The organism is Arenimonas malthae CC-JY-1 (assembly GCF_000747075.1).
GTDB lineage: Bacteria > Pseudomonadota > Gammaproteobacteria > Xanthomonadales > Xanthomonadaceae > Arenimonas > Arenimonas malthae.
In genome coordinates this window covers 1-11,728 of sequence record NZ_AVCH01000008.1, presented here as the reverse complement: position 1 = coordinate 11,728, position 11,728 = coordinate 1, and the positions used below count along the sequence as shown (strand labels likewise).

Sequence of the window (11,728 nt, the reverse complement as noted above, 5' to 3'; positions counted from 1 at the left end):
ACGCCTGCCGAGACCAACCGAACACGAGCAACTGACCTACCTGGCAAAGCCAGGCCAGGCCAGAGATTCCGGACCCCCGGGGGGCTCTGGTAATGTCATGCCATGTCGGTCGGGATACTACTGCTGAGCCATGAAGGCGTCGGTGACGCCCTGCTGGCGGCCGCGCGCCGGCTGCTGGGCGGATTGCCGCTGGCCACCGAATCCTTCGGCCTGCCCTGGGACGGGGACCCGGGCGAATTGCTGCCCGCCGCCAGCGCCGCGCTGCGCAAGGTGGACGGCGGCGACGGCGTGCTGGTGCTGTGCGACCTGTACGGCGCCAGCCCCGCCCGCCTGGCCGAAAAGCTCGTGCACCTGGGCACGCCCGCGCGCCGCGTCAGCGGCCTGTCGCTGCCCATGCTGCTGCGCGTGCAGAACTATCCCGAACTCGGGCTTGATGAACTCGCGCGCACGGCCGCCGCCGGCGCGCGCAACGGCGTGGTGGTGGACGATGCTTGAGCGTGAACTGCAGGTCAGCAACAAACTCGGCCTGCACGCGCGCGCCGCGGCGAAACTCGTCCAGCTCCTCTCCGGCTTCCAGTCGCAGGTGACGCTGCTGGGCCGCGGCCGCGAGGTGAACGCCAAGTCCATCATGGGCGTGCTGCTGCTGGCCGCCGCGCCCGGCGCCACGCTGGTCATGCGCGCCGAGGGTGCGGACGAAGCCGAAGCCCTTGCCGCCGCCGCCGCGCTGTTCGAGCGCGGTTTCGACGAGGACGGCTGATGCGGCGCGCGCTGCGCGGCGTGGGCGCCTCGCGCGGCATCGCGCTCGGGCGGGCCCGCGTCTGCCAGCCGCAGGCATTGGCGGTCGAGGAAACACGCATCGAAGCCGGCGAAGTCGCCGGCGAACTGGCGCGCCTGCACGCCGCGCTCGACGTCGCGCGCGCCGAACTGCGCGGCCTGCGCGAGCGCCTGCACGGCGCGCTGGCGCAGGAAGTCGGCGAATTCCTCGACCTGCACGCCATGATCCTCGACGACCCCGAGCTGCTGCAGGGCCTCGACGACCTCGTGCGCACCGGCCGCTACGGCGCCGACTATGCCCTGAAGCTGCAGCGCGACCGCCTGGCCGCCGTGTTCGAGGGCATGGACGACGATTATTTCCGCAGCCGGCGCGAGGACCTCGACCACGTCATCGGCCGCGTGCACGCCGCCCTGCACCGCCGGGACAACGCCAACGGCGCCGGCCTGTCGGGCGAAATCCTGGTCTGCGAATCGGTGGCGCCCTCGGAGCTGGCCGAGTGGCAGGCGCGCGGCGTGGTGGCCGTGGTCACCGCCACAGGCAGCCCGCTCTCGCACAGCGCCATCCTGGCGCGCAGCCTGCACCTGCCCCTGCTGGTGAACGTGGGCGACCTGCTGGCGCACGCCAACGACGGCGACGCCATGATGGTGGACGCCAGCAGCGGCGAGGTGGTGCTCGAGCCCAGCGCCGAAGACCTGGCCCGCTACCACGCCCGCCAGGCCCAGATCGGCCGCGAACGCGCCCAGCTGGCGCGGCTGCGGCGCCAACCCACCCGCACCCGCGACGGCGTGGACATCCGCCTCTACGCCAACGCCGAATCGCGCGAGGACGTGGCCGAAGCCCACGCCCAGGGCGCCGACGGCGTGGGCCTGTACCGCACCGAGTTCCTGTTCCTGCAGCGGCGCGAACTGCCCACCGAGGAAGAACAGTTCCTGGCCTACCGCGACCTGGTGCTGGGCATGGCCGGCCGCGTCGCCACCATCCGCACGCTCGACCTGGGCGCCGACAAGGCCGACCACACCGGCCTGGCCCTGCGCAGCGAACCCAACCCGGCCCTGGGCCTGCGCGGCGTGCGGCTGTCGCTGGCGCACCCGGCGCTGTTCCTGACCCAGCTGCGCGCCATCCTGCGCGCCAGCGCCTACGGCCCGGTGCGCATCCTGGTGCCCATGGTCAGCGGCCGCGAGGAAATGCTGCAGGTGTGCGAACTGCTGGAACAGGCCCGCGACGGGCTGGCGGCCGAGGGCCTGCAGGTCGGCCCGGTGGCCGAGCTGGGCGCGATGATCGAAGTGCCGGCCGCGGCCCTGGGCCTGGGCGACATCGTCGACCTGGTGGATTTCGTTTCGGTGGGCACCAACGACCTGGTGCAGTACCTGCTGGCCACCGACCGCAACCACGAATCGCTGGCCGAGCTGTACACGCCGCGGCACCCGGCGGTGCTGCGGCTGCTGGCCGAGGTGTTCGCCTTCGGCCGCCGCAACGGCATCCCGGTGGCGGTCTGCGGCGAGATGGCCGGCGAAGCGGCGAACGTGCCGCTGCTGCTGGCCCTGGGCCTGCGCGACTTCAGCCTGCACCCGTCCACCCTGCTGGAAGTGCGCAAGGCCATCCGCGAGGCCGACCTGGGCAGCCTGCGCCGGCGCTCGGGCACCCTGCTGCGCTGCCACGACCGCGCCGCGATCGAGCGCTGGCTCGAACGCTGCTGAAGGCACGGGTAGGCGGGGAACCGCCGGCCCCCGCATAATACCGGCGCCTTCCCGGGAGCCGCCTGATGGCCGAAGCCGTCCGCCACGACAAGACCGCTCGGCAGCTGCGGCTGCTGTCGGACGCGCTCGACACCGGCCGCCTGGGCCCGGTGCGCCGGCTGGTGAATTCGCTGTCGCCGGCCGAGATCGGCAACCTGCTCGAGTCCCTGCCCGCCGGCAAGCGCGAGATCGTGTGGGGCCTGGTGGACCCGGAGGACGACGGCGAGATGCTGGTGCACGTCGGCGACGACGTGCGCGAAAGCCTGCTGGCCGAAATGGACACCGACGAGATCGTCGCCGCGGTCGAGGACCTCGACATCGACGACCTCGCCGAGCTGGCCGGCGACCTGCCCGACCAGGTCATCGACGAAGTGCTCAAGTCCATGGACCGGGAGAACCGGGAGCGCCTGGAACAGGTGCTGTCCTATCCCGAGGACAGCGCCGGCCGCCTGATGAACCCGGACGTGATCACGGTGCGCACCGACGTCACCGTGGACGTGGTGCTGCGCTACCTGCGCCTGCGCGGCGAGATCCCCGAGCACACCGACCACCTGTTCGTGGTCAGCCGCCGGCACCAGTACCTGGGCCGCGTGGCCATCGCGGCGCTGCTCACGCACGACGCCAGCACGCCCATCAACGAACTCTTCGACGACGAGCAGCCGGCCATCCCGGTGGACACGCCCGCGCACGAGGTGGCCAGCCAGTTCTCGGACCACGACTGGATCTCGGCGCCGGTGGTGGACGCGAACAACATCCTGCTCGGCCGCATCACCATCGACGACGTCGTGGACATCATCCGCGACCATGCCGCGCACCAGGCGCTGAGCGCCGCCGGCCTGGACGAGGACGAGGACCTGTTCAGCCCGGTGCCGCGCGCCGCGCGCCGCCGCGCGATCTGGCTGGGCATCAACCTGGCCACGGCCTTCCTGGCCTCGTGGGTGATCGGGCGCTTCGCCGACACGCTGGAACAGCTGGTGGCCCTGGCCGTGCTGATGCCCATCGTGGCCAGCATGGGCGGCGTGGCCGGCACCCAGACCCTGACGCTGATGGTGCGCGGCATGGCCCTGGGCCAGGTGGGCACCGGCAACCTGCGCGCGCTGCTGAGCAAGGAGGTGCTGGTGGGCCTGATCAACGGCATCGCCTGGGCCATCGTGGTGGGCCTGGTGTCGGCGCTGTGGTTCAGCGATTTCGCCCTGGGCGGCGTGATCGCCGCGGCCATGGTGATCAACCTGGTCTCGGCCGCGCTGGCCGGCGTGGGCGTGCCGCTGCTGCTGCGGCGCATGAACATCGACCCGGCGCTGGGCGGCGGCGTGGTGCTGACCACGGTCACCGACGTGATGGGCTTCTTCGCCTTCCTCGGCCTGGCCACGCTGGTGTTGCTGCGCTGAGCGCATGGTGCGCCTGCTCGCCCTCGTCCTTGCGCTTTCGGCCGCGCCGGCCTTCGCCGATGCGCCGGCGCAAACGCTGCAGGCCTGCCTGCAGTCGCGCTTCGAGGCCATGGACCTCGACCTCGGGAACGCCGTGGGCGTGAGCGTGGCGGTGCTGCCGATGCAGGGCGGCGGCGCCTGGCATGGCGCACGGGGCCTGGCCGACCGCGAGCGCGGCGAAGCGCTGACGACCGGCCACGCCTTCCGCATCGCCAGCAACACCAAGACCTACACCGCGGCCGCGGTGCTGCGCCTGGCCGAGCAGGGCAAACTGGGGCTGGACGACCCCATCGCCGCGCACCTGCCGGACGCCTTCGTCGCCGCGCTGGAAAAGGGCGGCTACGATCCGCGGGCCATCCGCATCCGCCACCTGCTGACGCACACCGCCGGCCTGCGCGAGCACGTGAGCAAAGACTTCCTGCTCCGCCAGGCCGGGCCCGACGCGCGCGAATGGACGGTGGCGGAACAACTCGACCTGGCCATGGCCGCCGGCGCGCCGCTGTCGCCGCCCGGCGCCGGATTCCACTACTCCGACACCGGCTACGTGCTGCTGGGTTCGATCGTTGAAAAGCACGCGGGGCAGCCGCTGCCGACGGCACTGCGAACGCTGCAGGCCTGGGACGCGAACGGCCTGGCCCACACCTGGTTCGAAACGCTCGAACCGGCGCGCGCGCCACGGGCCCACCAGTACTGGCAGGGCCGCGACACGCACGGCTGGCACCCTTCGTTCGACCTTTACGGCGGCGGCGGCATCGTGGCCACGCCGACCGACATGGCGGCCTTCCTGCGCCTGCTGCTCGAAGGCAAGCTGTTCGAACAGGCCGGTTCGCTGCAGGCCATGCGCACGCCCGGCGTGGCCGGCGCCTGGAACGACTACGGCGCGGGGCTGTTCGAGCTCGACGTGGACGGTGAAAAGCTCACCGGCCACAGCGGCTTCTGGAACACCTTCGCCTTCCACTCGCCGGCCGACGGCGTGGTGTTCGCCGGCGCCGTGGTGGAAAAGACCGCCCTGCCCTACGCCGCGCTCATCGGCTCGCTGCGCGGCGCTTATCGCGACTGCGCGGCCGGCCGGCGCGAGGCGCTGCCGCCCGCCGCGGATTCGCCGTGACCGACGCCCGGCTGATCCGCACCGTCGCCGCGGTGATCCGCGATGCCGCCGGCCGCGTGCTGCTGGTGCGCAAGCGCGGCACGCCCACCTTCATCCAGCCGGGCGGCAAGCGCGAGCCGGGCGAAGAGCCGCTGGCCACGCTGGCGCGCGAGCTGCACGAGGAGCTGGGCGTGGCGCTGCGGCCGGGCGCGCTGCGCCTGGGCGAATTCGAGGACGTGGCCGTCAACGAAGCCGACACCCGCGTGCGCGCCGAGGTTTACCTGGCCGACGTGGACGGCGAGCCCGCCGCCCGCGCCGAGATCGAAGAGCTGGCCTGGGTGGAGCCGGCCGCGCCGGGCGAACGCGTCATCGCGCCGCTTTCCCGCCACCAGCTGCTGCCCGCGGTGGCGGCGCTGTGGTCGCCGGTGGAGCGCGGCCCCGCGCGGCACTACGCCTGGGGCGGCGACAACGACGGCTGGCACCTGGTGCAGCGCGGCGAGCTTTCCGTCATCGCCGAGCGCGTGCCGCCGGGCGGGCGCGAGCGCCGGCACCGGCACGCGGTGGCGCGTCAGTTCTTCTACCTCCTGTCGGGGCGGGCCTGCATCGAGCTGGCCGGCAAGGAAGTGGCGCTGGCCGCGGGCCAGGGGCTGGAAGTGCCGCCCGGTCTGCCGCACCAGTTCATGAACCCCTACGACGAGGACGTGCACTTCCTCGTGGTGTCGCAGCCGACCACGCGCGGCGACCGCAGCGACGACTGAATTTCAGCGCGGCGCCGGCTTGCCCTGTTCGGCCAGGGTGAGCGCGACCTTGTCGCGCAGGTAGGCGGGTTCGATGCGCGCCGCGTCCACGGCTTCGCCGCGGGTGAAGGCGCGGGCCGCGAGCTTCGCCAGGTCGGCGGCGTGCGGCAGCGTGCTGGCATCGAAGCCGGCGAGGGTGTCGCCGAGGCGCGCGACCAGCGCGCCGTGTTCCGCGCCGAAACCCGTGCCGACGCCGGACACGACGCGTTCCGGCAGCGGCGCCCGTGCGGGCGGGCAGATGCTTTCTTCACCGGTGGCCGTCACCAGGCCGTCGGCGTCGCGCGCGAATTCGCCGAGGTACACCTCGCCCATGCGCGCGTCGATGGCGGCGAGGATGCGTTCGCCCTGGCCCTGCATGGCCAGCACGGCCAACGTGGAAATCGGCAGCACCGGGCGGTCGAGCGCCAGCGCCAGGCCCTGCACCAGCGCGATGGCCAGGCGCACGCCCGTGAAGGCGCCGGGGCCCCGGCCCACGGCGAGGGCGTCGAGCTGCGACTTGCGCAGGCCGACTTCGGCCAGCAGTTCGTCGGCCCAGGGCAGCACCAGTTGGGTGTGCCGGCGCGGCGCCAGTTCGTGGCGCGCGAGCACGGCGCCGTCGGCGTAGACGGCGACCGAGCAGGCTTCGGTGCTGGTTTCGATGGCCAACAGCTTCACGGCCAGTCCTCGTCGCTCGCGGCGGGCGCCGCACCGGGCGATTGTGCGGCAAAGAAGCGCTGCACGTCCTCGATCTGGCGCGTGCGCGGGAACGGCGGCAGGCTGTCCAGGAACAGGCGGCCGTAGGGTTTGCCCAGCAGGCGCGGGTCGCACAGCACCAGCACGCCGCGGTCGGCGTCGCTGCGGATCAGGCGGCCGACGCCCTGCTTGAGCGCGATCACGGCCTGCGGCAGCTGTTCGTCGCGGAAGGGATTGCCGCCGCGGCGGCGCACGGCTTCCAGGCGCGCTTCGAGCACCGGGTCGTCGGGCGCGGCGAAGGGCAGGCGGTCGATGCAGACCACGCTCAGCGCCTCGCCGGCCACGTCCACGCCCTCCCAGAAGCTGGCGGCGCCGAGCAGCACGCCGTTGCCGGAGGCGCGGAACTGTTCGAGCAGCGTGTTGCGCGGCGCGGTGCCCTGCACGAACAGCGGCCAGGGGCCTTCGCGCAGTTCCTCGGCGGCTTCGCGCAGGGCGCGGTGCGAGGTGAACAGCAGGAAGGCGCGGCCGTTCGACGCTTCCAGCACCGGCCACACGGCGTCGATGACGGCCAGGGCGTAGTCGCGGCTGTTCGGTTCGGGCATGGCGCGCGGCAGGTAGCACAGCGCCTGCTTCGGCCAGTCGAAGGGGCTGGGCTGCAGCAGCTCGCGCGGCTCCCACAGGCCCAGGCGCCGGCCGATGTGGCGGAAGCTGCCGTCCACGGCCATCGTGGCCGAGGTGAAGATCCACGCGGCGCGGCTCTGCTCGCGGTAGCGGCGCAGCGGGCCGGAGACATCCAGCGGCGTGCGCTGCAGGGTGAAGCCGCGCTGGGTCAGTTCGTACCAGCGCACCGCCATCGTGTCGCCGGCGGAAGAAGAAAGGGGGTCAGGTTCACTTTCCGGCGGGTGTGCGTCGGACGGCGCGTCGTCCTCGGGGGAAAGTGAACCTGACCCCCTTTCTTCCTCGCCTTCCACGTTCCGCCAGTTGGCGAGGCGGCGCACGAGTTCGGCGGCGCGGTCGCCGCAGGCGGCGAAGCCGGGCGAGGCGTCGGAGAGCGGGCCGAGCACGCGCAGCAGCTCCGACAGCGCGTGGCCGAGCTGGTCGAGCGCTTCGGGCACGCCGGGGTGCGCCAGCAGGCGCGCCTGCGGGCCGCGCTGGGGCAGCTTGTCCATCGCCAGGCGCAGGTCGCGCATGGCCTGTTCGAGCGCGCGCGCCGGGCCCATCACGGTGGCCAGCGAGGCGGTGACGTTCTTGCACTCGGCCAACGCATCGCGCGCCAGGTCGAGCAACTGGCGCGCGCCCAGGCCTTCGCCGAAGAACTGCGCCGCGAGCTCCGGCAGCTGGTGCGCCTCGTCGAGCACGAAGGCGGCGGCGCCCGGCAGGATTTCGCCGAAACCTTCCTGCTTGATCGCCAGGTCCGCCAGCAGCAGGTGGTGGTTCACCACCACCACGTCGGCCGCCTGCGCCTGCTGGCGCGCCTTGGCCACGAAACACTCGGTCCAGAACGGGCATTCGCCGCCCAGGCAGTTGTCGGCCGTGGAAGTAACCTGCGGCCACAGCGGCGAGTCTTCGGCGATGTCGGCCAGTTCGGCCAGGTCGCCGCGCATGGTTCGCCCGGCCCAGGCCACCACGCGCTGGAACTGCGCCACGACTTCGCGCGACTGGAACTTCTCGCCCTTGGCCTGTTCGACCCGGTACAGGCACAGGTAATTGGCGCGGCCCTTGAGCAGGGCCGTCTTCACGCCCGCGCCCAGCGCCTGGCGCACGCGCGGCAAGTCGCGGTGGTAAAGCTGGTCCTGCAGCGCGCGGGTGCCGGTGGAAATGATGACGCGCTGGCCCGAGAGCAGCGCCGGCACCAGGTAGGCGTAGGTCTTGCCGGTGCCGGTGCCGGCTTCGGCGATGAGCGTGGCGCGCTCGTCCATGGCCTCGGCCACGGCGCGCGCCAGCTGCTGCTGGGCCGGCCGCGGCGAATAGCCTTCGAGTTCGGTCGCCAGCGGGCCGTCGTTGGCCAGCGCGGCGAGCGTGCACTGCGCGAGGTCGCCCACTTACATGCGGACCGGCGGCGCCACCGTGCAGGACGCCACCTGGCGGCGCGCGACGGCGGCGGCGTCGCTGGCGCCGCGGTGTTCGCGGGCATGGGCGATGGTGGCCCAGTTGCGGCGGCACAGGCCGCCCAGCTTCGGGCCACGCTCGAAGGACTGGTTGGCCAGCGTTTCGGCTTCCTGCCAGGCGCGGCGCAGCAGGGCCAGTTCGGCCTTCCACTGCAGCAGGTCGGGATCTTCGGGCGTGATGGCCAGCGCCTGGTCGAGTGCGGCGCCGGCGGGCTTGAGCTTGCCGGCGGCTTCCAGCGTCTGCGCCTGCAGGCGCAGGTCTTCCACCTGCGGGTCGCGCAGCGGCTGCACTTCCAGCTCGTGGCCGTGTTCGCCGGTGGCGCGCACGTCGGCCACCACCGCGGCGGGGTCCACCTTCTTCGCCACGGCGCGGCGTTCGGGCGCCGGCGCGCTGGAGGAGCAGGCGGAAAGCAGCAGCGCGAGGGCGGCGGCGGCGAGGGTGCGGGTCTTCACGTCAGTCGATCCTTGGTTCTTCGTCATCGCGCCGGTCGCGGCCACGCTCGTCGCCGCCGAAGCGGAACCAGTCGAGCCAGCTGCGGCGCTGGCAGCTCAGGTGTTCGGGCGGCAGGTAGCCGGCGACGAAGGCGTAGCGGCGCGCGCCTTCGCAGTCTTCTTCGGTGGTGGCGTATTCGGTGGCGTCCACCCAGCCCCATTCCAGGCCCTGCATGCCGACGTCGAGCGGCGCGCTGGGCAGCTTGGCGAACAGCGACGACCACACCCGCATCGCGCCGGTGGAGCCGTACAGGCCGGTGGGTTCGTTGCGGTCGTTGCCCACCCAGACCACGGCCAGGTGGTCGCCGGTGTAGCCAGCGAACCAGCTGTCGCGGCTGTCGTTGCTGGTGCCGGTCTTGCCGGCCGGGCGCAGGTGGCCCAGGCCGTCGGAAAGCAGCTGGCGCGCGGTGCCGCGCTGCACGGTGTCCTGCAGCGCCAGCGTGACCAAGCGCGCGGCGATGGCGTCGCCTTCCTGCGCCGGCGCCGGGGTGAAGTCGTAGCGGTTGATGGCCTTGCCCTTGGGATCGAGCACGCCGCGCACGGCGCGCAGCGGCTGGATCTGCCCGCCGGAAGCGAGGAACTGGTACACCTGCGCCATCGCGAACGGGCTGAGGTCGACCGAGCCCAGGATGAGCGACGGGTTGGGCTGGGCGCGCAAGCCCGCCAGCACCTTCAGCAGTTCGGCCAGGCGCTCGGGGCCCACCGCCATGCCCACGCGCACCGTGGCCTGGTTGTAGGAGAACGCCAGCGCATCGGCCAGGCTGACGCGGCCGTGGCTGCGGCCGTCGGAGTTCTCCGGGTTCCAGCGCTTGCCGTTGGGCAGCACCAGGTCCACCGGCGCGTCCTCGACCGGCGTGGCCAGCGACCAGGCGTCGGGCTGGGCCAGCGCCAGCAGGTACACCAGCGGCTTGAGCAGCGAACCCACCGGGCGCTGCGCTTCCAGCGCGCGGTTGAAGCCGGGCTGGTCGGGGTCGCGGTTGCCCACCATGGCCAGCACTTCGCCGCCGTGCGTGTCGGTGACCACCATGCCGGCCTGCAGCGGCGGGCCGTCCTTGCGCTGCACCTTGTCGAGCGTGCTGGCGACGCCGCGCTCGGACAGCAGCTGGGCCGAGGGCGAGAGCGTGGTGAGCACGCTCAGGCCGGCGCCGCGCAGCGCGTCGGCCGGATAGTCGCGCGCCAGCTGGCGGCGCACCAGGTCCATGAAGGCCGGGTTGCGGTTGCTGGCCACGCCCGGGCGGCGGCTGACGCCGAGGCCCGCGGCCATGGCGCGCTTCGCCTCTTCGGGGCTGAGCAGGCCGGTGTCGCGCCACACCGCCAGCACCAGGTCGCGGCGCTGTTTGGCGGCCTCGGGGCGGCGGCGCGGGTCGTACACCGAGGGGCCCTGGATCATGCCCACCAGCAGCGCCATGTCCTGCGCACGCAGGGTGGAAAGATCACGCCCGAACCAGAATTCCGAGGCGGCAGCGATGCCGTGGATGGACTGGTTGCCCTGCTGGCCCAGGTACACCTCGTTGAAATACGCCTCGAGGATGCGCTGCTTGTCGTAGCGCGCCTCGATGATGAGCGAGTAGGCGATTTCCTTGAACTTTCGGCTCCAGCGCTTTTCGCGGGTCAGGAACAGGTTGCGCACCAGCTGCTGGGTGAGCGTGCTGGCGCCCTGCTCGAGCTCGCCCTCGCGCGCGTTCACCCAGGCCGCGCGCAGCATGCCCCAGGGGTCGATGCCGTGGTGGTGCTTGAAGTTGCGGTCCTCGACCGCCTGCAGGCCGGTGACCAGCAGCGAGGGCACTTCCTTGAGCTGCACCAGCCGGCGTTCCTCGGACACGTCGCCGTAGAGCGTGGCGATGCGCGCGGGATCGACGCGGGCCGCGTCCAGCGGCTTGCCGCTGCGGCGGTCGGCGACGCGGGCGACCTTGCCGCCCGACAGCACCACTTCCAGCCGCATCGCCGGCACCGGGCCGTCGAGGTCGGTGAAGGCGCGGGTGCCGACGTGGAAACGGTTGCCGTCGCGGGACCAGGTGCCCGGCAGGTCGCCGCCGTCGGCGCGGTAACCGGCCGCATCGAGTTCCAGCAGCAGCGTGTCGGCATCGAGCCGCGTGCCCGGGGCCAGCCTCAGCGGGCGGGCGTAGACGCGGGTCGGCACCTGCCAGACCAGGGCCTCGAATTCGGCGCGCACGCGCTTGTCGAGCACGTAGAAGGTGGGCACGCCGATGCCCAGCGCGAGGCCGAGCGCCAGCAGCGCGGCGCGCAACAGCCAGGTGCGCCAGCGCGGGCGGGCGGAGGGCGAGCCGGATTTTGGGGGGGAAGCGTTACGAGGCACGGACATGGATAATCCGGAGGTGCGGCGAGTCTATCAGGCCGCCCCCGCCCCGCCCCCACCCGAGACTGAACCTGCGCATGGATGCCCCCGCCCTCCCGGTCCTGAGCACCTGGACCGCCGACCCGACCGCCGCCGCGCCCTCCGGCGCGCCGGCCGGGCTGGTGCGCGTGGACGGCGTGGCGGCGTCGCCGGAAGCGGCGCTGGCGCGTGCCCATGCCGCGTACCCGGGGCGCGACGTGCTGCTGCTGCGCGCGGGCGTGGCTTTCGACGATCCCGCCCTGCAGCGGTTGCTGGCCGCGTGGCACGGCGCCGGCTGG

Annotated in this window: 11 protein-coding genes and 1 pseudogene; 8 read left to right on the top strand and 4 right to left on the bottom strand. The window is 72.8% G+C overall.

Going from position 1 to position 11,728, the window contains the following annotated elements; translation table 11 throughout:
* Positions 1–102 precede the first annotated feature (102 nt).
* From N790_RS01440 to N790_RS15830, 7 genes and pseudogenes are all read left to right on the top strand, one after another.
* Entirely contained in the window at positions 103–495 is a 393-nt protein-coding gene (locus tag N790_RS01440; protein ID WP_043799923.1) for a PTS sugar transporter subunit IIA, read from the top strand.
* Positions 488–757, top strand: a complete 270-nt coding sequence (locus N790_RS01435; protein ID WP_043799921.1) for an HPr family phosphocarrier protein — start codon at positions 488–490, stop codon at positions 755–757. The genes N790_RS01440 and N790_RS01435 overlap by 8 nt, the downstream gene beginning before the upstream one ends.
* On the top strand, positions 757–2,472 hold the full coding sequence (gene ptsP, locus N790_RS01430; RefSeq protein ID WP_043799920.1) for a phosphoenolpyruvate--protein phosphotransferase: 1,716 nt from the start codon (positions 757–759) through the stop codon (positions 2,470–2,472). Before N790_RS01435 ends, ptsP begins: the two co-directional genes overlap by 1 nt.
* A 65-nt stretch (positions 2,473–2,537) precedes the next feature.
* Positions 2,538–3,899, top strand: a complete 1,362-nt coding sequence (gene mgtE / locus N790_RS01425; protein WP_043799919.1) for a magnesium transporter — start codon at positions 2,538–2,540, stop codon at positions 3,897–3,899.
* A gap of 7 nt (positions 3,900–3,906) precedes the next feature.
* The gene (locus tag N790_RS01420) at positions 3,907–5,046 is read left to right on the top strand and encodes a serine hydrolase domain-containing protein (RefSeq protein WP_169742127.1); all 1,140 of its coding nucleotides are present in this window, start codon (positions 3,907–3,909) and stop codon (positions 5,044–5,046) included.
* Positions 5,043–5,435, top strand: a pseudogene (locus N790_RS01415) (NUDIX hydrolase); the annotation flags it as partial. The gene N790_RS01420 and the pseudogene N790_RS01415, both read left to right, overlap by 4 nt.
* Entirely contained in the window at positions 5,430–5,783 is a 354-nt protein-coding gene (locus N790_RS15830; protein WP_342668306.1) for a cupin domain-containing protein, read from the top strand. The pseudogene N790_RS01415 and the gene N790_RS15830, both read left to right, overlap by 6 nt.
* Before the next feature lie 3 nt (positions 5,784–5,786).
* Here N790_RS15830 and tsaB read toward each other — a convergent pair whose 3' ends face one another.
* Genes tsaB through mrcB form a run of 4 tightly spaced genes read right to left on the bottom strand, consistent with a single transcriptional unit; the run spans position 5,787 to position 11,417 of the window.
* A complete protein-coding gene (gene tsaB, locus N790_RS01405; RefSeq protein ID WP_043799918.1) occupies positions 5,787–6,476 on the bottom strand; it encodes a tRNA (adenosine(37)-N6)-threonylcarbamoyltransferase complex dimerization subunit type 1 TsaB in 690 nt (229 codons plus the stop codon).
* On the bottom strand, positions 6,473–8,536 hold the full coding sequence (yoaA, locus tag N790_RS01400) for a DNA repair helicase YoaA (RefSeq protein WP_043799917.1): 2,064 nt from the start codon (positions 8,534–8,536) through the stop codon (positions 6,473–6,475). The genes tsaB and yoaA overlap by 4 nt, the downstream gene beginning before the upstream one ends.
* On the bottom strand, positions 8,537–9,055 hold the full coding sequence (locus tag N790_RS01395) for a tetratricopeptide repeat protein (RefSeq protein ID WP_043799916.1): 519 nt from the start codon (positions 9,053–9,055) through the stop codon (positions 8,537–8,539). It abuts the gene before it with no gap.
* A gap of 1 nt (position 9,056) precedes the next feature.
* The gene (gene mrcB / locus N790_RS01390; RefSeq protein WP_084062474.1) at positions 9,057–11,417 is read right to left on the bottom strand and encodes a penicillin-binding protein 1B; all 2,361 of its coding nucleotides are present in this window, start codon (positions 11,415–11,417) and stop codon (positions 9,057–9,059) included.
* Between the two features lie 71 nt (positions 11,418–11,488).
* Between mrcB and N790_RS01385 the strand changes: the two genes are divergently transcribed.
* The coding region (locus tag N790_RS01385; RefSeq protein WP_043799915.1) for a hypothetical protein at positions 11,489–11,728 on the top strand (240 nt) is incomplete at its 3' end.

Bases quoted from the DNA above. Each gene is read 5' to 3' on its own strand.
- mgtE (WP_043799919.1), top strand. From the start codon at position 2,538: ATGGCCGAAGCCGTCCGCCACGACAAGACCGCTCGGCAGCTGCGGCTG.
- N790_RS01440 (WP_043799923.1), top strand. From the start codon at position 103: ATGTCGGTCGGGATACTACTGCTGAGCCATGAAGGCGTCGGTGACGCC.
- ptsP (WP_043799920.1), top strand. From the start codon at position 757: ATGCGGCGCGCGCTGCGCGGCGTGGGCGCCTCGCGCGGCATCGCGCTC.
- mrcB (WP_084062474.1), bottom strand. From the start codon at position 11,417: ATGTCCGTGCCTCGTAACGCTTCCCCCCCAAAATCCGGCTCGCCCTCC.
- N790_RS01435 (WP_043799921.1), top strand. From the start codon at position 488: ATGCTTGAGCGTGAACTGCAGGTCAGCAACAAACTCGGCCTGCACGCG.